General features: G+C 48.2%; 19 protein-coding genes and 1 pseudogene. 5 read left to right on the top strand and 15 right to left on the bottom strand.

The annotated features are described in order from the left end of the window. Window positions 1–125 precede the first annotated feature (125 nt). From AC4EVX_RS11090 to argC, 5 genes and pseudogenes are all read right to left on the bottom strand, one after another. The gene (locus AC4EVX_RS11090; protein ID WP_177977856.1) at window positions 126–1,325 is read right to left on the bottom strand and encodes an acetylornithine/succinylornithine family transaminase; all 1,200 of its coding nucleotides are present in this window, start codon (window positions 1,323–1,325) and stop codon (window positions 126–128) included. 103 nt (window positions 1,326–1,428) lie between these two features. Further along, window positions 1,429–2,289: pseudogene (gene argB, locus AC4EVX_RS11085) on the bottom strand (acetylglutamate kinase); the annotation flags it as partial. Window positions 2,290–2,311: 22 nt separating this feature from the next. Beyond that, window positions 2,312–3,535: a bifunctional glutamate N-acetyltransferase/amino-acid acetyltransferase ArgJ gene (argJ, locus tag AC4EVX_RS11080; protein ID WP_177977855.1), complete on the bottom strand. Its 1,224-nt coding sequence runs from the start codon at window positions 3,533–3,535 to the stop codon at window positions 2,312–2,314. A gap of 103 nt (window positions 3,536–3,638) precedes the next feature. Further along, window positions 3,639–4,127, bottom strand: a complete 489-nt coding sequence (locus AC4EVX_RS11075) for a GNAT family N-acetyltransferase (protein WP_490160221.1) — start codon at window positions 4,125–4,127, stop codon at window positions 3,639–3,641. Window positions 4,128–4,145: 18 nt separating this feature from the next. After that, on the bottom strand, window positions 4,146–5,186 hold the full coding sequence (gene argC / locus AC4EVX_RS11070; protein WP_177977853.1) for an N-acetyl-gamma-glutamyl-phosphate reductase: 1,041 nt from the start codon (window positions 5,184–5,186) through the stop codon (window positions 4,146–4,148). Window positions 5,187–5,616: 430 nt separating this feature from the next. Between argC and AC4EVX_RS11065 the strand changes: the two genes are divergently transcribed. Next, complete coding sequence (locus AC4EVX_RS11065) at window positions 5,617–6,846, top strand: argininosuccinate synthase (RefSeq protein ID WP_177977852.1); 1,230 nt, start codon at window positions 5,617–5,619, stop codon at window positions 6,844–6,846. 295 nt (window positions 6,847–7,141) lie between these two features. Here the strand turns inward: AC4EVX_RS11065 and AC4EVX_RS11060 are convergent, their stop codons facing one another. The 10 genes from AC4EVX_RS11060 to AC4EVX_RS11015 all read right to left on the bottom strand — a co-directional run bounded on the left by AC4EVX_RS11060 (window position 7,142) and on the right by AC4EVX_RS11015 (window position 18,745). Beyond that, complete coding sequence (locus AC4EVX_RS11060) at window positions 7,142–8,176, bottom strand: NlpC/P60 family protein (protein WP_177977851.1); 1,035 nt, start codon at window positions 8,174–8,176, stop codon at window positions 7,142–7,144. Window positions 8,177–8,261: 85 nt separating this feature from the next. Beyond that, window positions 8,262–9,179: an EamA family transporter gene (locus tag AC4EVX_RS11055; protein WP_177977850.1), complete on the bottom strand. Its 918-nt coding sequence runs from the start codon at window positions 9,177–9,179 to the stop codon at window positions 8,262–8,264. 249 nt (window positions 9,180–9,428) lie between these two features. Further along, window positions 9,429–11,084 carry an acetolactate synthase large subunit gene (locus AC4EVX_RS11050; protein ID WP_177977849.1) on the bottom strand — a complete coding sequence of 552 codons (1,656 nt, stop codon included), beginning with the start codon at window positions 11,082–11,084 and terminating at the stop codon, window positions 9,429–9,431. Between the two features lie 268 nt (window positions 11,085–11,352). Next, window positions 11,353–12,858, bottom strand: coding sequence for a UDP-glucose--hexose-1-phosphate uridylyltransferase (galT, locus tag AC4EVX_RS11045; RefSeq protein ID WP_177977848.1), 1,506 nt, complete (start codon window positions 12,856–12,858; stop codon window positions 11,353–11,355). A 170-nt stretch (window positions 12,859–13,028) separates the two neighbouring features. Then, window positions 13,029–14,309: a DUF1576 domain-containing protein gene (locus AC4EVX_RS11040; RefSeq protein ID WP_177977847.1), complete on the bottom strand. Its 1,281-nt coding sequence runs from the start codon at window positions 14,307–14,309 to the stop codon at window positions 13,029–13,031. A gap of 144 nt (window positions 14,310–14,453) precedes the next feature. Then, on the bottom strand, window positions 14,454–15,290 hold the full coding sequence (locus AC4EVX_RS11035) for an undecaprenyl-diphosphate phosphatase (protein WP_177977846.1): 837 nt from the start codon (window positions 15,288–15,290) through the stop codon (window positions 14,454–14,456). Window positions 15,291–15,374: 84 nt separating this feature from the next. Continuing rightward, complete coding sequence (locus AC4EVX_RS11030) at window positions 15,375–16,049, bottom strand: uracil-DNA glycosylase (RefSeq protein WP_177977845.1); 675 nt, start codon at window positions 16,047–16,049, stop codon at window positions 15,375–15,377. Between the two features lie 168 nt (window positions 16,050–16,217). Then, on the bottom strand, window positions 16,218–16,979 hold the full coding sequence (hisF, locus tag AC4EVX_RS11025) for an imidazole glycerol phosphate synthase subunit HisF (RefSeq protein ID WP_308451950.1): 762 nt from the start codon (window positions 16,977–16,979) through the stop codon (window positions 16,218–16,220). A gap of 29 nt (window positions 16,980–17,008) precedes the next feature. Next, complete coding sequence (gene hisH, locus AC4EVX_RS11020) at window positions 17,009–17,614, bottom strand: imidazole glycerol phosphate synthase subunit HisH (protein ID WP_308451951.1); 606 nt, start codon at window positions 17,612–17,614, stop codon at window positions 17,009–17,011. 345 nt (window positions 17,615–17,959) lie between these two features. Continuing rightward, complete coding sequence (locus AC4EVX_RS11015; protein WP_177977842.1) at window positions 17,960–18,745, bottom strand: hypothetical protein; 786 nt, start codon at window positions 18,743–18,745, stop codon at window positions 17,960–17,962. 565 nt (window positions 18,746–19,310) lie between these two features. Between AC4EVX_RS11015 and AC4EVX_RS11010 the strand changes: the two genes are divergently transcribed. The 4 genes from AC4EVX_RS11010 to hydF all read left to right on the top strand — a co-directional run bounded on the left by AC4EVX_RS11010 (window position 19,311) and on the right by hydF (window position 23,633). Continuing rightward, on the top strand, window positions 19,311–19,613 hold the full coding sequence (locus tag AC4EVX_RS11010; RefSeq protein WP_177977841.1) for a TM1266 family iron-only hydrogenase system putative regulator: 303 nt from the start codon (window positions 19,311–19,313) through the stop codon (window positions 19,611–19,613). Next, window positions 19,610–20,707 carry a [FeFe] hydrogenase H-cluster radical SAM maturase HydE gene (gene hydE, locus AC4EVX_RS11005; protein WP_490160220.1) on the top strand — a complete coding sequence of 366 codons (1,098 nt, stop codon included), beginning with the start codon at window positions 19,610–19,612 and terminating at the stop codon, window positions 20,705–20,707. Before AC4EVX_RS11010 ends, hydE begins: the two co-directional genes overlap by 4 nt. A 156-nt stretch (window positions 20,708–20,863) precedes the next feature. After that, the gene (hydG, locus tag AC4EVX_RS11000; RefSeq protein WP_490160219.1) at window positions 20,864–22,285 is read left to right on the top strand and encodes a [FeFe] hydrogenase H-cluster radical SAM maturase HydG; all 1,422 of its coding nucleotides are present in this window, start codon (window positions 20,864–20,866) and stop codon (window positions 22,283–22,285) included. 40 nt (window positions 22,286–22,325) lie between these two features. Next, window positions 22,326–23,633: a [FeFe] hydrogenase H-cluster maturation GTPase HydF gene (hydF, locus tag AC4EVX_RS10995; protein ID WP_177977839.1), complete on the top strand. Its 1,308-nt coding sequence runs from the start codon at window positions 22,326–22,328 to the stop codon at window positions 23,631–23,633. Window positions 23,634–23,799: the final 166 nt, after the last annotated feature.

The raw sequence follows: 23,799 nt of genomic DNA, 5'->3' as shown, positions 1-23,799 counted from the left end.
CCGGGCGGATTCCGGACTTGCACCGGTTAGAAACGTGCGCCGCCGGGCGCACTCAAAGCAAAAAGGTGCTGCATATTTGACAGCACCTTTTTTGTCTTAATCTTGATCGAATTCAACTTAAAATCTTATTTCACAACCGCCTGAATCGCTCTCTCAAGGCGAACCGCCATCTCATCCACATCGGATTTCTCAATCACAAGCGGTGGAACGAAACGAAGAATATTTGCTCCTGCACTGATCAGAACGAGATGCTGGTTTAAGAGCGCATCGGAAACGATCGGTCCAACTGCGGTATCAAATTCGAGTCCCTGAATCAGACCAAGACCACGGTGTGCCTTGATGCAGGAATACTTCTCTTTGAGCTTCTCAAGCGTCTCCCAGAGATAAGCTCCGGTCGACTGAACATGCTCCGGAATCTGCATTTCCTCAAACAGATCAAGTACCGTCGAAGCTGCCCGACATACAAACGGGTTTCCGCCGTAAGTCGTGCCGTGATCGCCCGGAACCATTGCGGTTGCAGCCTTGCCACAAGCGAGGAAAGCTCCGATCGGAACACCATTTCCAAGTGCCTTTGCAACAGTCATGACATCCGGTTTTACGCCGTATACCTGCCATGCAAACATCTCTCCGCTTCGTCCCATTCCACACTGGATCTCATCGAGCATCAGCAGGGCATCGTGCTCATCACAGAGTTTGCGAACACCCTCGATGAACTCCGGGTATGCCGGGTAGATGCCGCCCTCGCCCTGAATCGTCTCCATCAGGACGGCACAGGTCTTGTCGCTGAACAATGCCTTCACGCTCTCAAGATCGTTGAAATCTGCGAACTTGATGTTCGGGATCAGCGGTTTGAACGGGTCCTGATAGTGGTCGTTTCCAGTCACGGACAGAGCGCCGAGACTGCGTCCGTGAAATGAATGATGCATTGCAATGATCTCATAATCCGGTGCCATTCCCTTGTTGTACGCATATCTCTTTGCAATCTTGAGTGCTCCCTCGATCGCCTCGGTTCCGCTGTTGGTGAAGAATACTTTCTCCATTCCGGATACTTTTAAGAGTTTCTCTCCTGCCTCGACAGCCGGCTCATTGTAAAACAGGTTGGAGGTATGGCAGAGCTTGTCAATCTGATCTTTGAGTGCATTCTTGAACGTCTCGTTGCTGTATCCAAGTCCCATAACGGCAATGCCCGCACCAAAATCGAGATATTCCTGTCCATCAGTATCATATAATTTTACGCCCTCGCCGTGATCAAAGACTACCGGAAAACGGTTGTAAGTCTTGTAGAGCACCTGCTCTGCGCGGTCAATATACTGTTTCTTATCCATCTTATTTTCCTCCCTGACACTCCTGTTCCTGCAATTTGCGGTCAAATCCGGTCTTCGGAAGTCCGCTCTCCTCATAACAGTAACGCTCTGCTCCATGCTTCAGAATTGCAGTTCCGATTCCTCGGTTCGTGAAGATCTCAAGAAGCAGGCAGTGTGCAATTCGTCCGTCAAGAATATGTACACGGGATACGCCGTTGTTGATTGCATCGATGCAGTTCTGAAGTTTCGGGAGCATGCCTCCGCCAAGAGAACCGCCGGATACGAACTCCTGTGCCTCGTCGACCGTCATCTCGGAAATCAGAGAAGACTTGTCCTCAAAGTCGCGATAAACGCCCTCGACATCCGTCAGGAATGCAAGTTTCTCTGCCTTGACTGCACGCGCGATTGCACATGCTGCATCGTCCGCATTGATGTTGTAGCTCTGGAACTCATCATCAAATCCGATCGGGCAGATGATCGGCAGGAAATCCTTCTCCAGAAGATCGTAGATGATCTGCGGATCAACCTCTGTGATGTCACCGACAAAACCGATGTCCTCGCCCTTGGAATATTTCTTCTTGCACTTGAGCATCATGCCGTCCTTACCGCTGATGCCGACTGCCTTGATGCCAAGCTCGTTGACGAGCTGAACAAGGCTCTTGTTGACCTTGTTGAGCACCATCTCAGCGATCTCCATTGTCGGCTCATCTGTCACACGCAGACCATTGACGAAATGCGGCTCCATTCCAACTTTTCCGACCCACTTGCTGATCTCCTTGCCACCGCCGTGAACGATGATCGGCTTGAAGCCTACAAGTTTCAGAAGAACAACATCCTGAATCACCTGATGTTTCAGATGCTCGTCCACCATTGCGCTTCCGCCGTATTTTACAACGATAATCTTGCGGTTAAATCTCTGAATATACGGAAGTGCCTCGATCAGAACTTCCGCTTTCTGCATCTCACTGATTTCACTAAATTCCATACTCATGATAAAGGGGCTCCTTTCAGGACCGGTAATCGGCATTGATTTTTACATAGTCAAACGTCAGATCGCATCCCCACGCAGTCGCGGTTGCATCTCCCATCTTCACATCTGCGGTTGCAGTCACCTCCGGCTCAGAGAGGATCTTCGTTGCCTCCTCTTCGCTGTAATCAAGCGCGACACCGTCCTTGATGATCTGCATCTTTCCTGCCTTGCTCTCGAAGTAGAGATCCACTTTCTCCGGGTCAAACTGTGCACCGGAATATCCCATTGCACAGAGAATTCTTCCCCAGTTTGCATCGTGACCGAAAATTGCTGCCTTCGTCAGACTTGAGGTGATAACGGACTTTGCAAGCGTCACTGCCTGTGCCTTTGTCTCGGCGCCGACAATCTTAACCTCAAACAGAGCCGTACATCCCTCACCATCACCTGCCATCTTCTTTGCAAGCGTCTCGTTGACGTAGTTGAGTGCCTTGCAGAACTCCTTGTAATCGTCGTTCTTCTCTGTAATTTCCGGGTTTCCTGCCATTCCGTTTGCAAGCAGAAGCACGGTATCATTCGTCGAGGTATCGCCGTCAACAGAAATCATGTTGTAGGTGTCCTTGATGTCCTCGCTCAAAGCCTCCTGAAGAAGCTCCTTGGAGATTGCGATATCCGTCGTCACAAATGCAAGCATCGTGCACATATTCGGGTGAATCATGCCGGAGCCCTTGCACATTCCACCGACCGTCACGGTCTTTCCACCGATCTCAATCTGAACGGCAACTTCCTTTTTCTTTGTATCGGTCGTCATGATTGCCTTTGCCGACTCGGTACCGCTCTCAATGCTTCCATCAAGATTGGGAACCATCGCCTTGATTCCATTCTCAAGTTTCTCAATCGGAAGCTGCATGCCGATGACGCCGGTTGATGCGACGAGAACCGCATCAGTCGGAACATTCAGAACCTCTGCAACTGCCTGTGCAGTCTTCTCGCAGTATCCAAGTCCCTCTGCACCGGTGCATGCATTTGCGATTCCCGCATTGATTACAACTGCCTGTGCAAATTCAGACTCTTTCACGATTTTCTGATCCCATTTAACCGGAGCAGCCTTCACGATATTTGTCGTAAATGTTCCCGCTGCCTTACACGGGGTCTGGCTGTAAATCATCGCCATATCTTTTCTGTTCTTATATTTGATTCCTGCCTCCGTAGATGCACTCTCAAATCCCTTTGACGCTGTCACTCCACCTTCTATGATTTTCATGTCATTTCCTCCCTGATGATGTACCTCAATCCCAGATCAATATCTTTTTCAGGATTTTTGTAACACGTTTTTTATCTCTTCTAAACAAACAGTCATGTCGACGCTATCGAATAAAATTCGTGATATTTTCTTCGTTCAGAACAAAATCATAATAGTTCATATCGTCCCGGCGTTGCCATCCCACATTGTGCCAGAATTCATTTCCCAGCGCATTGCTCTTGAACGCAACGAGGCTGACTTTATTCACGCCCTCTGCTCTCAATGCCTGCATTGCAAAGTGTGCCATTCTGTGACCGACTCCGCGGTTTCGATAGTCACTTGCCACGCAGACATGATAGAAAAATCCGGTGCGCCCATCGTGACCGCACAGAATCGCTCCGACAATCCGGCCATTCTGCACTGCCACAACGCTCGTCGTCGGATTTCGTTTCAGAAAGCGTTCCACGCCCTCTCTCGAGTCATCGATCGAGCGGATTCCGAATCCCTGAATGCTGTTCCAGAGTTCATATACCTTATCATAATCCTCAGGGGTCATCTCCCGCACGAGGATGCTCATCGTTCCTGCCATGAGTTTTTCCTGTTTCTTCCTGATTTTTTCTTATAAGTAAATTTACGGGAATACCGGGATCTGCTTGAGTCCGGTGTTCTCCGGAAGTCCGAACAGCAGGTTCATATTCTGCATTGCCTGTCCGGCTGCTCCCTTTACCATGTTGTCGATCGCGCCCATCATCACGATACGGTTCGTGCGCTCATCGATCTTGAATGCAACATCTGCGAAGTTGCTTCCCTCTACCCAACGCGTCTGCGGAACCTCACCCGGCTTGAGCACGCGGACAAAGTACTCATTTCCATAATACTTGTCGTAAACGGCCTTGACCTCCTCTGTCGTCACCGGTCTTGTCAGAGTCGCATATGCGGTTGCAAGGATTCCTCTGTTCATCGGAACGAGATGCGGGGTAAAGCTGATCGTCACCGGCTTTCCTGCTGCATAGGAGAGCTGTTCTTCAATCTCCGGAGTGTGGCGGTGCGTTGCAACTCCATACGGCTTCATGCTCTCATTGACCTCACAGTAGAGGCTGTCGACCTTTGCGGAACGTCCTGCTCCGGAAGTACCGGATTTTGCATCAATGATCAGCGTGTTCGGATCTACAAGACCTTCCTTTACCATCGGGTAAACAGAAAGGAAGGAACAGGTCGGGTAGCATCCCGGATTTGCAATCAGGCGTGCATTCTTGATCTTGTCACGGTTGATCTCCGGAAGTCCGTAAACTGCCTCCGGGATAAACTGCGGGGTTGCATGGGAAATCTTGTACCATTTCTCATAAACATTCACATCTTTAATACGGAAATCTGCGCTCAGATCGATGATCTTTGTCTTGGAGAGAATCTCCTCGGTCACCTGGGAAGCACAGAAGCCCTGCGGAGTCGCAGTAAAGATCACATCTGCGATCTCAGCGAGCGTTGCCATATCATCATCTTTACACGGCTCATCCGTCAGATGAACTACATTTCTATAAACAGAGGCAAAATCCTGTCCTACATAGCTTCGGGAACCATACCAGACAATCTCCACGTCTTCTCTCTGCAGAAGCAGTCTGACCAGTTCTGCTCCGGCATATCCGGTTGCTCCGATAATTCCGACTTTAATCATTTTCCTCATCCTCTCATAATCATGCATTTTCTGTAACGGTTCCATGTTGCGAGAAATCGTTATCTTTTTCTGTTTTGTTTCATTATAATTATTTTTTTCTAATAAGAAAAGACCCTTTTCCAAATTCTTTGTTTCTGTACAATACAGATTCCCGCTTTGTTTCTGTCTGTTCTTATCTTTATCTCTTCTTTTTCTTCCGTTTTCGTACCCCTTTTGTTCCTGTGTTCCCACATCGATCACGCAGAGGAATCGGCAGGCGCAAAAGAGATTGTCCTGCTCGGTGTGGTTTCATAATTATACATCTGTAATGCATATTATGCAAGTATTTTTTGAATAAAATGAATTTTCCACTTGCATTATCGCGAAAAGTGTTGTATATTTATGAAGTCTAAACGAATGAAACCAACGATACCGAGGAGGATTTTCGATTATGAAAGAGAAAGTTGTATTAGCCTATTCCGGCGGTCTGGATACCACCACCATCATTCCGTGGCTGAAAGAAAATTTCGACTATGATGTTATCTGCTGTTGCGTAGACTGCGGTCAGGGCAACGAGCTGGATGGTCTGGATGAGAGAGCAAAATTATCCGGCGCCTCCAAATTATATATTGAAGATGTTACCGACGATTTCTGCGACAACTACATCATGCCCTGCGTAAAAGCAGACGCTGTTTATGAGGACAAATATCTCCTCGGCACCTCTATGGCACGTCCGGCTATCGCAAAACGTCTGGTTGACATCGCCCGCAAAGAGGGTGCTGTTGCAATCTGCCACGGTGCTACCGGTAAGGGAAATGACCAGATTCGTTTCGAGCTGAGCATCAAGGCACTGGCTCCAGATCTGAAGATCATCGCTCCGTGGAGAATGACCGACATCTGGACTCTCGAGTCCCGTGAGGATGAGATCGAGTACTGCAAACAGCACGGCATTGATCTTCCGTTTGATCACAGCCACAGCTACAGCCGTGACCGTAACTTATGGCACATCAGCCATGAGGGACTTGAGCTGGAAGATCCGGCAAATGAGCCGAACTTCGAGCATATGCTTGTTCTGGGCGTAACTCCGGAGAAGGCACCGGACAAGGGCGAGTATGTGACAATGACCTTTGAAAAGGGTATCCCGACCAGCGTAAACGGCGAGAAGATGAAGGTTTCCGACATCATCCGCAAACTCAATGAGCTGGGTGGAAAGCACGGAATCGGTATCGTTGATATTGTAGAGAACCGTGTAGTAGGTATGAAGTCCCGTGGCGTTTATGAGACTCCTGGTGGAACTATCCTGATGGAAGCTCACAAACAGCTTGAGGAGCTCGTTCTCGACCGCGCTACGATGGATCTGAAGAAGGATCTTGGCAACCGTTTCGCTCAGATCGTATACGAGGGCAAATGGTTTACCCCGCTCCGCGAGGCAATCCAGGCATTCATGGATGTGACCCAGGAGTATGTAACCGGTGAAGTTAAGTTTAAGCTGTACAAGGGCAACATCACCAAGGCTGGAACCACTTCTCCGTACTCTCTGTACAATGAGTCTCTTGCATCCTTCACAACCGGCGATCTCTACGATCACCATGATGCATCTGGCTTCATCACCCTGTTCGGACTGCCGTTAAAGGTTCGTGCAATGATGATGGCTGAGAACAAGAAGAACGAGAATAAGTAAGTTCAACTTTATTCGCTTTAGTAAATTTAGGGAAAATAATAAAAGAGCTTTGTGCGGAATGGATTGCATCAATAATCCCGTTCCGAGCAAGGCTCTTTTTTTGGCTTCTCTAGTCTGGCTCCTCCAGTTCGGCTCCTCCAGTTCGGCTCCTCCAGCGAGTAAAGTCCTGCAAACACGTTCGCACTCCGTCGCCTATTTTTCCTCTATCTTTTAATCTTTTTTCTGCCCGTTTTTCTCCCAATCACTTACCTACTCTATTTCCTTTTTGTAAATAATCGTTAAGAGAAAATACATATCATTCTTTTACAAACACACTCCCATATCCCGTAATCGAATTTACTAGATCTTCCCGGTAATCGCTATCGGTCAGATTCAGGCTGTTGATGCAGACTCCCGCATTCTCCTTGTATGCAGTGGCGTGAATAAATTTTCCATCACCCAGGTACATTGCGACATGACCTGGAAAATAGATTGCATCGCCGGGGGCAAGTTCATCTCGACCAATCGGGCACATCGGAAATCCATCTATCATTTTTGCGTCTCGATAAATCAGGATTCCATTTTCCATATAGGACAAAAACAGTAGACCGGAGCAGTCGACTCCCTGCGAGCTTTTTCCCGCCCAGCGGTACTGCGTTCCCAGATAACGGAGTGCACTGTTCGTTAAAGCATGGCGAAGTGCCTGCTCCCACGCTTGCAGATTTGTCTTCACATTTGAAAACTTCTGAATGCTCTCTTCCTGCACCACTTCTGCTCTCCTAGATAAAAAATCCTGTAAAAAGAATCCTTTTGACCGCTTCATCAGAAATCGATCATGGTCACGGCGCTCTGTGAGAAATACTGTGTGAAGGTAGCCTTCCGTTCCTGAAGCAGTGCGGACTCTGCTCCATCCGTCCACCTCATCACGCTTTATGACATGCACGATCGAAGTGCGCGTCAGCGTCTCAAGGATTTCTGCCTGAACTTTAGGGGCTGAGAGAATGTCTGCCTCCCGGACTCCAATCCAACAAAATGGTGCGGATGATTGCAACAATTCTTCTGTTCCCGATAATGCTAAGACTTCGAGATTTTGGCGCAGTCTCCACTCTTTCTCGGAACACAGGCGAAGATCAGAAGTACGCATCCACCCCTGATATCCATAGTGCGTCACGACATGGACATATCGGCTCTTCTGCCAGTCCATCACGTCTTGCTCAGACAGTTTCGTGCTCTGTGTCTCGGAAACATCGCACCAGACTGCCCAACCGGACAGAACCTGATCCGCTCGTCCAGACTTGTCATCCGCCTGTTCAAACAGCCATGCATCCCTTAATGCAATCGCAACACCCACAACTTATTCTCCTTACTTTTTTGTTTTGCTAGTCATTTTTTAGACACGCCAAATGATGGCATCCTGTGATCTCGCCTACATATTTTTACGCCTTTCGCAGTTTCTCCACCGGAATCTGCGCGAGAATGATCGCACCGAATACGAGGGCACAGCCCAACAGCTCGCGTGCAGACATCTTTTGTCCGAGAATCACCCATCCGGCAAGCATTGCAAATACAGATTCCAGACTCATGATTAGAGAGGCAACTGTCGGATCGAGATTTTTCTGTCCGATTATCTGAAGCGTATATCCGACACCGGACGACATCACGCCTGCGTACAGAATCGGCAACCACGCGGAGAGAATCCCCTTCCATGACGGTTGTTCAAATGTAAACATCAATACAACGGAGATAAGACCCGCCGTGAAAAATTGTACGCAGGAAATCACGACTCCGTCTGCCTTCGGAGAGAAATGATCAATGACCAGAATATGCATCGAAAATCCAATCGCGCACAGGAATACGAGGAGATCTCCGCGACCGATTGAAAATTCTTCGGTAATGCACAGCAGATACATGCCTGCGGAGGCAATCAAAACACTGAGCCAGATATTCAGTCCGACTTTGTGGTGCATAAAAAGTCCAAGTAACGGGACAATCACGATATAGAGTGCCGTGATAAAACCAGCTTTTCCGACGGTCGTGTACGCAATTCCAAACTGTTGAAGACTGCTTGCCAGGCAGAGAAAACATCCACAGCAGATCCCTCCGATTACACCTGTTTTTAAGCGTCTTCTCTGCACCTCTCTCTCCTGCGCGCTCTCATTATTCCCGTTCTTTTTTGTTAAAAGAAGATACGGCAGAAGAACCATACCGCCCACAAGGAAACGGCTTCCATTGAGCGTAAATGCCCCCACGTAATTGAGTCCCTCACTCTGTGCCACAAATGCTACACCCCAGATCAGAGCAGTCAGCATCAGAAGCATACTGCTGACCATCGATTTTTTTCTGTCTTTTTCCATTGTTGTCTTACCATCCATTTTCTTTTTTATTTTTCGTAACTGTTCCGTGTCCTCACAGTTATTTCCTCTGTGCAACCCTCATTTCAAATTGATTTTTGCAGAAAATTCATGAATAAATAAACCTATTTCTGCATATTTATTTTGTCGCACGTTTGAATCATAACACAAAAAGAAAAGGATGCAAAGACATCCCTTTCTTTTACAGATAAAACATTTCTCTATATGCCTTACCGATGATAAGAATAATTGTTACAGCTCTTCCATCAACTGCTTCAGGTGTGCGGTCAGCTTCGTGTTCTCCGAGTAGTCTACCGGGCAGTCGATGATGACCGGAACCGTCTGCTCAAATGCCTTTTCGAGTGTCGGAATCAGGTCTTCTGCCTTCTCAATCCGGTATCCGATCGCTCCCATGCTCTCTGCAAATTTTACGAAATCCGGGTTTGTGAAATCGACGTAACAGCTCTTTCCGTACTGATCCATCTGCTTCCACTTGATCAGACCGTAACTGCAATCGTTGAAAATCAGAGTGACAAACGGAATTTCCTCTCTTCTTGCAGTCTCAAGTTCCTGACAGTTCATCATGAATCCACCGTCTCCGCTGATTGCAAGCACTTTCTTGTCCGGATGAACGAGCTTGGCTCCGATCGCTCCCGGAACGGAGATTCCCATCGTCGCAAATCCATTTGAGATGATGCAGGTGTTCGGCTCATAGCAGTTGTAATGACGCGCAATCCACATCTTATGAGCTCCGGTGTCCGAAATCACGATATCCTCGCGTCCCATGACCTTGCGGACATCGTTGAGGATTCTCTGCGGTTTCATCGGGAACGAATTATCATCCGCATAGGACTCATGTTCCGCGACCATTCTCGCACGGATCGCAAGCGCTTTCTCCGGCTCACTGTGGCGTCCCGTTCTTCTCGCAATCTGGTTCAGCGAATCCGCAATATCTCCGACAACCTCGACATCCGGCTGATATACCTTGTTGATGTGTGCCGGACGCATGTCCACATGGACAATCTTTGTCTCGCCCTTCGGATTCCATTTTGCCGGGGCAAATTCGACAATGTCGTAACCGACTGCGATGACGAGATCTGCCTCCTCAAGAATCTTGTTCTCATAGTCTCTCTGCGGAATCCCGACTGTCCACATCGAGTATGGATTATCAAACGGAATCACACCCTTTGCCATCATCGTGTTGACAACCGGAATTTTCAACTTGGAAGCAAACTCCGTGAGCTCTTTTGATGCATGACCGCGAACTACTCCGCTTCCGGCGAGAATCACCGGATTCTGAGCCTGAAAAATCAGTCCCGCTGCATCCTGAACCGTGTCAAGTTCTGCATACTCCTTCGGTGCAATCTTCTTGTGAAGCGGTCTCTCCGACTCATCCACCGCCATCTTTGCGACGTTAACCGGAAGATCTATATGGGTTGCACCCGGTTTTTCTCCCTCCGCATACTTGAACGCGAGTCGCACAATCTCTCCGATCGTATCCGGACGCACAACCATCTTCGTCCGCTTCGTGATCGGCTCAAACATCTTTGTCAGATCAAGGAACTGATGACCGGTGATATGCATGCGCTCTGTTCCCACCTGACCGGTGATTGCGACAAGAGGAGCACCGTCACTGTCTGCATCCGCAACACCGGTTACAAGGTTTGTCGCACCCGGTCCAAGCGTGGACAGACACACACCTGCTTTTCCGGTCAGTCGTCCGTAGACATCTGCCATAAATGCAGCTCCCTGTTCATGTCTCGTTGTGATGAAGCGGATCTTAGAATCGTTTAATGCATTCATCACCGCCAGATTCTCCTCACCCGGAATTCCAAATATATACTCTACGCCTTCCTCTTCCAGACACTCGACCAGAAGGTCTGCGGTATTTCTCTTCTTCTCCTCCATTATGATCTCCTCCTTCACCAGCTAAATCAAATCAATCAAATAGAGAAAGAAAAAAAGGCTACCGCAGAATTCGTTTCCGGATTTACTCCGTCTCGTTCTGCAATAGCCTCTTTGCTGTTCTCGTCTGACTCTCTGATGTATTATTTTTTGATGTGCTTTTATTTATCACCAAATATACATCGAAGCACTAACAATTTCCAACACCATTTTTCCTGCAAGTTTCACAATCTTTTTCTTGTGGAGATATGATTTTCCACCTGCATATTTCCTATACCGTAAATCCCACTGTCGTCAGGAAACGCAGGAAATCTTCCCGCCCCTTCTGCGTGCACTTGTACACACCGGCATCCTCAAGCACGCGGGCAAAGACATGACCGACCTCATCGCGCAGAATCTGATCGACATTTTCTTTTGTGATCGATTCATATTTCGGGAGGAATTTCTCAACCCAGTCTGCATGTTTTTCAATGCTCTCATTGCTCCGGATATCTTTCTTCTCGACGATGTACTCCGCGAGAAGTGCAAGCTCATCTTTCAGTCTTGACGGAAGAACGGCAAGTCCCATAACCTCAATCAGACCGATGTTCTCCTTCTTGATGTGATGAAGCTCCTGGTGCGGATGGTAAACGCCAAGCGGGAACTCCTCGGTCGTGATGTTGTTTCTCAGGACAAGATCAAGTTCATAGAGAGCTCCGTTCTTTCTTGCGATCGGCGTGATCGTATTGTGCGGTTCTCCGTCCGTCTCCGCAAAGATAAATGCAGATTCATCCGTGTACCCGCGCCATGTCTGAAGTACCTTATCTCCGAGGTCAATCAGGCGATCCGGATCTTTTCCACGCAGACGCAGAACGGACATTGGCCAGTAGACAATTCCTGCCTCGACATCCTCAAATCCCGGTATCTTGACATGCTTCTCAATCGGAGCTTTCGCCATCGCAAACGTGTAGTGACCACCCTGAAAATGATCGTGGCTGAGAATCGAACCGCCTACAATCGGAAGATCTGCATTCGACCCGAGGAAATAGTGCGGGAACTGCTTGACGAAATCAAACAGTTTGACGAAGGATTCCCTCTCGACCTTCATCGGCACATGCTCCCCGTTGAACACGATGCAGTGCTCATTGTAGTAGACATACGGGGAATACTGGAAGCCCCAGCGCTTTCCGCCAATCGTCAGGCGGATGATGCGGTGATTATTTCGCGCCGGATGGTTCAAACGTCCCACATATCCCTCGTTTTCCATGCACAGAAGACATTTCGGATATCCGCTCTGTTTTGCGAGCTTTGCCTTTGCAATCGCTCTCGGATCTTTCTCCGGTTTTGAGAGATTGATCGTGATATCGAGATTCCCGTAAGGCGTGGAAGTCACCCATTTCTGGTCCTTGCACACGCGATACCGGCGGATATAGTCAGAATCCTGACTCAGCTTGTAAAAATACTCCGTTGCACGCTCAGGTCCCTTCTCCTCATAAAGTTTCCAGAATGTTGCAGACACCTCCGACGGTCTCGGCATCAGGCAATTCATCAATCTTGTGTCAAACAGATCTCTGCTTGCAATTCCGTCCTCAATCACCCCATTTTCGCACGCATAGTCAAGCAGCTCTTTCAGAATTTCCTCAAGTGTCCCCTTGCCGGGATCATTTTCCGGCTCCTCATATTCCTCCATATGAAGAGCATCGAGGATCTGATTTCGCGCATAAATTGCATCTGTGTCTGTGATTAACCCCGTATCCAGACCATACTGTACCAGTTGTTTGATTGCTCCGTAAACCATGCAAATTCCTCCCCAGTCCATCACATATTTTTTGCCACAGAATCTTCCCACTTTACAATTGTTTAATTGGCAAGATTCGTTTCAATTGTTCTCAGTATACGCCTGAAAAAGAAAAATTTCCATGTAAAAATCTGCTGTCTATTTACATTATTTTGCGATTTTTTACAGAATTACAGTGACCAGCCGGATTTTGCGCGTGCCCTTCTCGAGCGCACGGACTGGATGACCGGAACGAGGAATGCCGCCACAATTCCGCCCGCAAATCCATTGTTATAAAGATTCATTCCACCGTACACGATTCCAACGTTGAGCGCCACAGAGGAGTGAAGGAAGCCCGCGAGAATCCCCGCAAAGATGCCGAACTCTCCGGCGATCGGTGCCAGCGTCGTTGAGAGCAGAAGCGCCAGACTTGCAGATGGATCAGTGATCGACCACACTTTTCCTGCACTCGCAAACACAACTCCGGTCATGACCGGAAGAATGTTTCTCAGATGTTTTCCTGTCGCACTGAAGCCGACAATCGTGAAGATTCCTCCGATCGTCGGACCATTCAGATGCACGCCCGTTGCAATCAGAAATCCCATCGCCGTCATGCCGTTGATGCCCATGTTGATCATTGTCGCCGGTGCGCCCCACTCCTTGTAGTAATCCGTTCCGCCAAGCCCGTAGGAGCGCAGGATCTGCTGATACCGCAAAAATGCCATATTTCCGCCATACAGAAATCCGCCAAGGATCATACCGAGAAAAAGCACGGAGAGCAGGATGATAAATGGCAGATTGTCGCCCTCATACCAGATCAGGCGCGATTCCATCGTGATTCCAAACGACTTCATCAGGGAAACGATAACCGTCGCGATGATTCCGCCCGCAAATCCAACGTTATAAAGGGAATATCCGCGATGCATGAAGTGCATATGGGTACTCAGTGGCGGGAGGACAAAACCGATGGTAATTCCCGTGATGACGCAGAGCAAAAGTCTCTGCGGAAGTGAGAAATTACCAATCTGCATCACCTCTGTGATAATCGGAGACAGACTCGTCCCGTAAAATCCCACATAAATATATTTTGACAAGGAAACCCGGTGATACTTTGCATAGAGCCAGACACCGGCGAGAATCATCCAGATATTCAAAAGATTTTTTCCAAACAGGGAAAATCCAAACATCAGAAATGTGGAGGTGATCGTATGACCGTCCATCTCCATGCCAAGACCATAAAGGATTGCAATGCTTAAAAGGGTAAGAACACCCGCATTGAGAAAGGAAGCACCCACTCCTCCAATGACAAAATAATCCGTAATCAGGAAATCCGGCTCTCTCATAATTGCCAGAACCCCATCAAAAATTTCTCCTGCCGGTTGCAAAATAAATCCCGCAACAATAAAATAGACAGGAACCAGAGCCAGAAGCAGAAACCGTTCGTTTCTGGTCAGAGGTCTTCTTATATTCATACGCTTCTCTCTTTTTTACCTTTCTTTTTTGTGGCAATCCTGCACGATTTTTCAAATCTCCCCTGTGCAGAACCGTGTTACTGCTCATGCGATCGATCCGATCATGCACAAACGGTAACCGATTTTGCCATCTGATTATTCTTGCTAGGACAGCAGTGCGCGCACAATAAAAAATGCAAGCACAATCACGCCGAGCACAATTCGATAGTATCCAAAAAACTTGAAGTCATTATTCTTGATGTAGGACATCAGGAATCGGATCGAATAAACCGAAACTCCAAATGCGACTACCATACCAAGAATCAGATAAAAGATCTGAAGTCCCGTGAAATGGAAACCAAATTTCACTAATTTCAGTGCACTTGCACCGAGCATAATCGGAAGTCCGAGGAAGAACGAGAACTCAGCCGCAGCTCCGCGGGAACATCCAAGAATCATTGCACCGAGGATCGTGGAACCGGATCGGGAAGTTCCCGGAACGAGAGACAGAATCTGAAACAGTCCGATCATGAAGGCAGTCTTATATGTAATCTGCGTCACACGCTGTACCGGAAATTCGGTATAGTGGTTGCGGTTCTCAATCATAATAAAGAGAATTCCGTAGACAATCAGAGTGGTTGCCACGACATAAGCGTTGTAGAGGTGTGCCTCCATCCAGTCATCAAGAAGCAGACCGCAGACTGCCGCCGGGAAGCAGGCAATCACAATCTTTACCCACAACTGACAAACTGCACGCTTCTGTCCGGCACTCTTACTCGGGTCAAACGGATTCAGCTTTTTAAAATACAACATGACGACTGCCATGATCGCGCCGAGCTGAATCACAACGAGGAACATATTCATAAAATCCTCTGGTACATTTAAGTGAATGATCTCATCCACAAGAATCATGTGACCGGTACTGCTGATCGGAAGCCACTCTGTGAATCCCTCAACAATTCCCAGCACAATTACTTTTAAAATTTCAATCAGTTGTTCCATGATAGGTTGAATCTCCTTTTTCTTTTCTCCTACTCAGGTTTACACAAACTCTTTTTTGCCAATGTTTTTCTTCTTTTTCTTTCATCAGATATTCTCAATCTGCCAGTCAATCGGTGTGAGTCCATGCTCCTCGAGGTAGGCATTTGTCTTGCTGAACGGTCTACTGCCGAAGAATCCCCGGTATGCGGAAAGCGGACTCGGATGCGGAGCTTCGAGAATCAGATGTTTCGGATTCGTCAACATCGATTTCTTCATCTGCGCCGGTCTTCCCCAGAGAATAAATACCATCGGGCGGTCCTGCTCATTGAGCACACGAATTGCCGCATCGGTAAACTCCTCCCAGCCGATTCCACGGTGAGAATTTGCTGCATGTGCGCGCACGGTCAGAACTGTGTTCAACAGCATGACTCCCTGCTTTGCCCACTTTACAAGATAACCATTATTTGGAATATAGCATCCCAGATCATCGTGAAGTTCCTGATAGATATTCACCAGAGACGGCGGAATCTCCACATCCGGTTTTACAGAAAAACAAAGCCCATGAGCCTGACCGACATTGTGATACGGGTCCTGACCCAGAATCACCACTTTCACCTCAGAGAGTGGGGTAAACTCAAATGCGTTGAAGATGTCATTCGGATCTGGAAAGCACTGTCTCGTCTGATACTCATGCTTTACCGTATCATATAGCTTTCGATAATATGGTTTCTTAAACTCCCCGCTCAACGGTTCCAGCCAGTCGTTAGCGATTGCTCCCATTTCTTCGTCCTTCTTTCCTGCACTACCTGCACAGCAAGTATCTTATTTTTTCTGCAATTTTTTATGGTATTTTTTCTTGCGCATTTCTTTTGTTCTTTTATTCTTTTGTTCTTTTGTTCTTTCGTTTCTGCTGTTGCAAAACGCTCCTGCATCGTTCTGTTCTTTGCTTTACAGGCGAACCGGAATTCCTCGCCCGCTTAAATACTCCTTCAAGTCGCGAATCTCCAGTTCCTTGTAGTGGAACAGAGAGGCAGCAAGTGCAGCGTCCGCCTTGCCTTTTGTCAAAGCGTCATAGAAATGCTCCTTCGTTCCTGCTCCTCCTGAGGCAATGACCGGAACGGAGACATTCTCCGCAATGATTGCCGTGAGTTCGTTGTCGTATCCGGCCTTTGTTCCATCACAGTCCATGCTCGTGAGTAAAATCTCGCCTGCTCCGAGTTTATCTGCCTTTCTCGCCCACTCAACGGCATCAAGACCTGTGTCAAGCCGTCCACCGTGTTTGTAAACATTCCATCCGCTTCCATCAGCACGCCGTCTCGCATCAATTGCGACTACAACGCACTGACGTCCGAACTTCTCTGCCGCCTCAGAGATCAGCTCCGGACGATCAATCGCAGCTGAATTCACAGAAATCTTGTCTGCGCCCTCTCTGAGCAATTTACGAAAATCTTCCACAGTGCGGATTCCTCCGCCAACCGTAAACGGGATAAATACCTTCTCTGCGACACGACGCACCATGTCCACAACCGTATCACGACCGTCCGAGGATGCGGTGATGTCCAGAAAAACCAGCTCATCTGCTCCTGCCTGATCATAAGCCTCTGCAATCTCAACCGGGTCTCCGGCATCGCGCAGATTCACAAAATTAACACCCTTTACCACCCGTCCGTCTTTTACGTCCAGACAGGGAATGATTCTCTTTGTAAACATTGATCTCGTTCTCCCTTCTGCCCAGTCCGTTACAGGCTGATGAAATTCTTCAGAATCTGAAGTCCCACACGACTGCTCTTCTCCGGATGGAACTGACAGGCAAAAATATTGCCGTGCTCCACCGATGCATGAATCTGCACGCCGTACTCCGATGTCGCCACAACTATTTCCGGATTTTTAGCCTTCAGATAGTAGGAATGAACAAAGTATACATAAGATCCGTTCTCCACGCTCTTAAAGAGACGGCTGTCCGGACGGATTTCAAGAGAATTCCATCCCATATGCGGAATCTTGAGTCCCTCTGCCGGCGGAATTCTCAGAATCTCTCCCGGAAGGATTCCAAGTCCCTCCACACCCTCGCTCTCATCACTCCGCTCAAACAGAAGCTGAAGTCCCAGGCAGATTCCGAGAAACGGTGTGCCCTTTGCCGTCACTTCACGAATCACATCCACGAGACCATACTGTCTCAAGCGCTCCATTGCATCACCAAATGCTCCGACTCCCGGAAGAATCACCTTGTCTGCACTGCGGATCACATCTGGATCACGCGTCACAGTCGGTTTCTCTCCCAATGATGTCAGCGCTTTTTCTACGCTTTTTAAATTTCCTGCATCATAATCAATGATTGCTATCATCTGTTCTCTGCCTCCAGACACTCTTTCCCGACATCCTGCGGACAAATTTAATCTTTCTATCGCTGTGACATTTCTCGATTGCAGAACTTTTGTCACGGTATCTTCCCTCCGCTCTGCGTCCGCTGAAACGCCACGATCACTACGGATACTTCAACAGTTTAACACACACCAGTTATTTTCACAACTTTTGTTTCTTCGTTTGTACATTCAAGATGGAGTTGTGATTTTTACTTTATGGCACACTTTTATTTTACGGCTCATCCAGCGCGAGCGTGTTTGCGCGTATTTTCCCGCCGTCTTTCGCCTTAGCTAGGTATCTTACATTTTCGTATGATTATATTTCAATCATATCTGATTTTTAATCTGATTCACCCACTCAACCGAATTCTCCTTAATTCCAACTGCGCGATCTGCCAGTTCCTGCGTGATCTGTGGGAATTGGGCATGTACACGGCAGAGATGCGATTTGCGGTTAAAAAATGCTGTCTTCTCAAATGGGAAACGAATGACTCCCGGATTGCCAAATCCCGCTCCCAATTCCAAAATCAAAGTCTCGCGGTTCAAAGTGCGCGTCAGCCACTGCGTATAACGATTCCACTGTGGCAGGTATCCCTCCTCAATATAAGGATTTGCCTCGACTGTATTTCCAGTCAGCGGTGCTCCGCAGTGTGGACAGATATCATTCGGGACCTCGCCCGGCTCCCAGATGTCCTTCGTACAAGCGGCGGAACACTGTCTCCACGTCTCATTTCCACAAGGAGCTACAATCCTCTGCCATCTGGTATCTTCCGGACGCTTCTTGGATGGAAACAGACGTTCCATCACCGCAAGTGTCTCTGCATTCTCCGACGGACAGGAAACTGCATCTTCCTCTTTATCCGTTGAAATCACGTTCTCTGCCTTGCTTCCAAGCGAAGTCTCATAGATCAGCGCATCCGTTGCAAGCGTCACAATAAAATAATCTTTATTCTGAAGCATCTGATACAGTTTCTCGTATGCTCTCACCAGCTCTTCCCGGCGTTCTTTTGCATCCTCGCCCTGACGATTCCACTTCCACTCCTCGCCAAGTCCGACTAACACTTTTTCTGCCCCCGCAAGCTGTTCCTGAATTTCATCAATTTTTTCTATCATTTCATCCTCTTGTCCTTCCTTATGTCTGAGTCTTATTTTATCACAGGCTTTTCTCTCTTGCAAACTGAGAACAAACATTAAGACATTTACAACACAAAAGGGGAGCCGAAAAAGCACCAAAAAAATCATTAGAGAAAACATCAAAGAACATCAAAGCCCAAAAGCAATAAACATCTCTGCACACATCCTATCGCTCTACCCCCACTTTCACGCACTCCCTATTGCAAACTTTTTCTCACTATGATACGATGTTCTTGTATCCTGACGCCAAAAAACTATGAAACTATTTTGAGGAGAAAGGTTCACCTATTTTATTTTCTATTCAAAATTCACATTCTGTAACTATGATATTTGATATTTTTGTGCTTCCATTCAACGAATATCAGCAAATAACTTTGACTTGAATTTTGCGAATCTGGATTCACACTACCAATCCACAAATCGTTACAGTCTTTTTTGCGTCCTGGATTCTAAAATTGTTTCTGTTCACCCACACGTGTCTAGCACTATGAACATGAACAGTAGCCTAAAAACATCTTTATATGCCAGGAGGACTCTGTCGCACATGAAAACACCAGAATCAAAACTGCACACAGAACATGCTCCGTCTCCTGCTGAGGAAACACGGATCGCCGTCATTGGAATCGTTGTGGAAAATTCAGATTCCGTTGAAGCGCTCAACGACATTCTGCATGAGTATCGCACTTTCATCATCGGACGCATGGGAATTCCCTATCGTCAAAAGCAGTTGAGCATCATCAGTATCGCGATCGATGCCCCCCAACCGGTGATCTCCGCACTGTCAGGAAAGATCGGAAAACTGCCCGGAGTTAGTTCCAAGGCGGCCTATTCGGGAGTGAAATCATGAATGACTTGAAAAACATAACGAACATGACGAATTTAGACTTAATGGCAATCGCCAAGACTCTGGTTCGCGAACACGATCTTCCCGATGAGGATCTCCGTCTCCTGATTGACGGACGAAACGAGGATGATGGGCGCATCCGCGCATTTTTAAAGAAGAAAGCATCTGAGTGCTGTGCCCGTTACTACCATGAGGAAGTCTTTCTGCGCGGACTGATTGAGTTTACCAACTACTGCAAAAATGACTGCTTCTACTGCGGAATTCGCCGTAGCAATCCACATGCAGACCGCTACCGCCTGAGTTTCGACGAGATTCTCTCCTGCTGTCGCCAGGGATATGATCTCGGTTTCCGCACCTTTGTGCTTCAGGGCGGAGAAGATCCCTATTTCACAGACGAGCGGATGGAGAAAATCGTCTCCGCAATCCGTGCCGAATACCCGGACTGTGCGATCACACTGTCTCTCGGTGAGCGAAGCGAGGAGAGCTATCAGCGACTGTTTGATGCCGGCGCTGACCGCTACCTGCTCCGCCATGAGACTGCCTCAAAATCTCACTACGAGAAGCTCCATCCCGAGCAGATGAGTTTTGACAATCGCATGAAATGTCTCGAGACACTGCGCCGAATCGGTTACCAGACAGGCTGTGGCTTCATGGTTGGTTCTCCGTATCAGACAACTGCGGATCTCGTGAAAGATCTGCGTTTTCTCAAAATATTTCAGCCTCACATGGTTGGCATCGGCCCATTTCTCCCACAGAAAGATACGCCATTTGGAGAGATGCCTGCCGGAAGCGTCGAGTTGACGCTGTTTCTTCTGTCCGTGATCCGCCTTCTGCTCCCGAAAGTACTCCTGCCAGCAACGACTGCTCTCGGAACCGCACAGTCCGATGGACGCGAGGAGGGACTTCGCTCCGGTGCAAACGTCATCATGCCGAATCTCTCACCCGTCGGAGTTCGCAAAAAATATGCGCTCTACGACAACAAGATCTGCACCGGTGAGGAGGCTGCCGAATGTCGTGGCTGTCTCGAGCGCCGTGTCACAAGCGCCGGATTTCACATTGTGTCCTCACGCGGAGACAGTCTGATCGGAATCGAGTAAAAGATTCCTATCAAAAAAATAAAATTATAAAAACGCTCTGACAGGAAAGCCGGATTTTTGACTTTGAAAATTTTTAGTCCCGAAAAAATGCTGAACATATCGTGTTCGATCAAGGGGAAGTAGAAATCTCGCTGACCTGCAAGAAAGGAAAATATTATGTACGCATACAATCCAAAATCTCTGAAAGCGGAGGAATTCATCAACCATCAGGAAATTCTTGACACACTCGCATACGCGGAGGCCAACAAGGACAATCTCGAGCTGATTGATCAGATCATTGAGAAGGCAAAGCTCTGCAAGGGTCTAACTCACCGTGAGGCCTCCGTTCTTCTCGCCTGCGAAAATCAGGAGAAAATTGAGGAACTCTACACGCTCGCAGAAGAGCTGAAAAAGAAATTCTATGGCAACCGCATTGTCATGTTTGCCCCGCTCTACCTCTCCAACTACTGCGTCAACGGCTGTGTTTACTGCCCTTACCACAGCAAGAACCGCCATATCGCGCGCAAGAAGCTGACACAGCAGGAGGTCACCGCTGAGGTCACTGCTCTTCAGGATATGGGACATAAGCGTCTTGCCATCGAGGCCGGCGAAGATCCGCTCCACAACCCGATCGAGTACATTCTCGAGTGTATCAATACGATCTACTCCATCAAGCACAAGAACGGAGCGATCCGCAGAGTCAATGTCAACATTGCAGCCACGACTGTGGAGAATTACCGAAAGCTCAAGGAAGCCGGAATCGGAACCTACATTCTGTTCCAGGAGACCTATCACAAAGAGAGCTATGAGACCCTTCACCCGACCGGTCCGAAGCACGACTACTGCTACCACACCGAAGCGATGGACCGCGCGATGGAGGGTGGCATCGATGATGTCGGTCTCGGTGTTCTCTTTGGTCTGGAGCTGTACAAGTATGAGTTTGCCGGTCTTCTGATGCACGCTGAACATCTTGAAGCCGTTCACGGAGTCGGCCCGCACACGATCAGCGTTCCGCGAATCAAGCGCGCTGACGACATTGATCCAAACACCTTCGACAATGGAATCAGCGATGAGATCTTTGCCAAACTCTGCGCTCTGATCCGCGTTGCCGTTCCTTACACCGGCATGATCATCTCCACGAGAGAGAGCCAGAAAGTCCGCGAGAAAGTCATTCGTCTCGGTGTCTCCCAGATCAGTGGTGGTTCCCGCACCTCCGTCGGCGGTTATCAGGAGGAAGTTCGCCCAACAGATACCGAACAGTTCGATGTATCCGATCAGAGAACGCTCGATGAGGTTGTGAAATGGCTGATGGAGCTTGGGTATATTCCGTCGTTCTGTACTGCCTGCTACCGTGAGGGACGCACCGGCGACCGCTTCATGAGTCTTTGCAAGAGCGGACAGATCCAAAACTGCTGTCATCCGAACGCGTTGATGACGCTGAAAGAGTATCTGATGGACTACGCATCCGAGGATACGAAAAAGATCGGTGAGGCACTGATTCAGGCAGAACTCTCAAATATTCCGAAAGAAAAGGTTCGCGAAATCTGCGCTGACCACTTAAAGAAAATCGAAGAGGGAATCCGCGATTTCCGCTTCTAATTTCGTTACTTTATCATTTCGATTTATGAGAGGATCTATTATGGGATTGAATGCAACTCCATCCGCTGAGCGGATTCATATCGGATTTTTCGGGCGACGAAATGCCGGAAAATCCAGTATCGTCAACGCAATCACCGGTCAGCAAATGTCTGTCGTCTCTGATACAAAGGGAACGACGACAGACCCGGTAACAAAATCTATGGAACTTCTCCCACTTGGTCCGGTTGTGATCATTGATACGCCCGGATTCGACGATGAGGGAAGTCTCGGAAAACAGCGCATCAAACGTGCCCGACAGATCTTAAACCGCGCCGACTGTGCGGTTCTCGTCGTGGACGGCACGGAAGGAATCGGTGCTTCCGATCAGGAACTTCTTGATCTCTTTAAAGAAAAAGATCTTCCATTTCTCATCGTTTTTAACAAATGCGACCTTTCTGCATTTCAAAATTCAAAGAAGCACGATTTACCTGCAACAGACACTGAAATTTCAGGCACTGGAATTTCAGGCGCTGAGATTCCAAATGCCAATATTGAGGGCACCAACATCTTACCCGCTAATATTCTCAGTGTCAGTGCACAAAAAAACATCGGCATTCAGGAGTTAAAAGAGCGCATTGCCTCCCTGGTTCACACCGGAAAGCCCACCCGCAACCTTATCCGCGATCTATTGCATCCCGGCGATCTCGTGATTCAGGTCATCCCGATCGATGAGTCCGCGCCGAAGGGACGACTGATTCTGCCCCAGCAAATGATGATCCGCGAGGTCTTAGAATCTGGCGCAATCTCCATTGTCTGCCGGGAAACCGAGCTTGAAGAGACGCTTGCCCGTTTTCAGGCAGGTGGAATCCAGCCCGCTATGGTTATCACCGACAGTCAGGCGTTCGGTCTCGTGAGCCGTCTCGTCCCCGACGAGCTTCCGCTAACCTCCTACTCGATTCTGATGGCGCGCTACAAAGGATTTTTAGAGACAGCGGTTCGCGGTGTCTCTGCAATCTCCACGCTGAAAGACGGCGATCGAATTTTGATCTCCGAGGGCTGTACCCATCACCGCCAATGCGGAGATATCGGAACCGTCAAGATTCCCGGCTGGCTCCATAAATGCACCGGAAAATCGCTTGAGATTGAGACAAGTTCCGGTCTCGGCTTCCCGGAAGACCTGTCAAAATTTAAGCTGGTGATTCACTGCGGTGGATGTATGCTCAACGAGCGTGAGGTTCTCTACCGACAGAAATCAGCGCTCGATGCCGGAATTCCGTTTACGAATTATGGCATCACGATTGCATTTATGAAAGGAATCTTAAAGCGCAGTCTTGGACTCTTCCCGGAGCTTGCAAAACTCGTACCGTAATGCGATCCGGTATGTTTCTCCACGGTATTGCAATCTCTAGGTATCGATTATATAGTTAGTTACTTTGCGCCCTTACAAAATATTTTTTCATTTTACAGGATAACTGATAACATTTCCTAATCGAGTAGGAGGCGGTGACTAACCGCCGTCCTCTCACACCACCGTG

The organism is Brotaphodocola sp. (assembly GCF_983179755.1).
Note: the sequence above shows the minus strand (reverse complement) of the source record. Positions and strands in the feature narration are given on the sequence as shown.

What these genes read in the sequence shown, in the direction of transcription:
- AC4EVX_RS11050 (WP_177977849.1), bottom strand. Translation starts at nt 11,084, where the DNA reads ATGGAGGAGAAGAAGAGAAATACCGCAGACCTTCTGGTCGAGTGTCTG.
- galT (WP_177977848.1), bottom strand. Translation starts at nt 12,858, where the DNA reads ATGGTTTACGGAGCAATCAAACAACTGGTACAGTATGGTCTGGATACG.
- AC4EVX_RS11040 (WP_177977847.1), bottom strand. Translation starts at nt 14,309, where the DNA reads ATGAATATAAGAAGACCTCTGACCAGAAACGAACGGTTTCTGCTTCTG.
- argJ (WP_177977855.1), bottom strand. Translation starts at nt 3,535, where the DNA reads ATGAAAATCATAGAAGGTGGAGTGACAGCGTCAAAGGGATTTGAGAGT.
- hydG (WP_490160219.1), top strand. Translation starts at nt 20,864, where the DNA reads ATGTACGCATACAATCCAAAATCTCTGAAAGCGGAGGAATTCATCAAC.
- AC4EVX_RS11055 (WP_177977850.1), bottom strand. Translation starts at nt 9,179, where the DNA reads ATGGAAAAAGACAGAAAAAAATCGATGGTCAGCAGTATGCTTCTGATG.
- AC4EVX_RS11090 (WP_177977856.1), bottom strand. Translation starts at nt 1,325, where the DNA reads ATGGATAAGAAACAGTATATTGACCGCGCAGAGCAGGTGCTCTACAAG.
- AC4EVX_RS11030 (WP_177977845.1), bottom strand. Translation starts at nt 16,049, where the DNA reads ATGGGAGCAATCGCTAACGACTGGCTGGAACCGTTGAGCGGGGAGTTT.
- hydE (WP_490160220.1), top strand. Translation starts at nt 19,610, where the DNA reads ATGAATGACTTGAAAAACATAACGAACATGACGAATTTAGACTTAATG.
- hisH (WP_308451951.1), bottom strand. Translation starts at nt 17,614, where the DNA reads ATGATAGCAATCATTGATTATGATGCAGGAAATTTAAAAAGCGTAGAA.
- AC4EVX_RS11035 (WP_177977846.1), bottom strand. Translation starts at nt 15,290, where the DNA reads ATGGAACAACTGATTGAAATTTTAAAAGTAATTGTGCTGGGAATTGTT.
- AC4EVX_RS11010 (WP_177977841.1), top strand. Translation starts at nt 19,311, where the DNA reads ATGAAAACACCAGAATCAAAACTGCACACAGAACATGCTCCGTCTCCT.
- argC (WP_177977853.1), bottom strand. Translation starts at nt 5,186, where the DNA reads ATGATTAAAGTCGGAATTATCGGAGCAACCGGATATGCCGGAGCAGAA.
- AC4EVX_RS11015 (WP_177977842.1), bottom strand. Translation starts at nt 18,745, where the DNA reads ATGATAGAAAAAATTGATGAAATTCAGGAACAGCTTGCGGGGGCAGAA.
- hisF (WP_308451950.1), bottom strand. Translation starts at nt 16,979, where the DNA reads ATGTTTACAAAGAGAATCATTCCCTGTCTGGACGTAAAAGACGGACGG.
- hydF (WP_177977839.1), top strand. Translation starts at nt 22,326, where the DNA reads ATGGGATTGAATGCAACTCCATCCGCTGAGCGGATTCATATCGGATTT.
- AC4EVX_RS11065 (WP_177977852.1), top strand. Translation starts at nt 5,617, where the DNA reads ATGAAAGAGAAAGTTGTATTAGCCTATTCCGGCGGTCTGGATACCACC.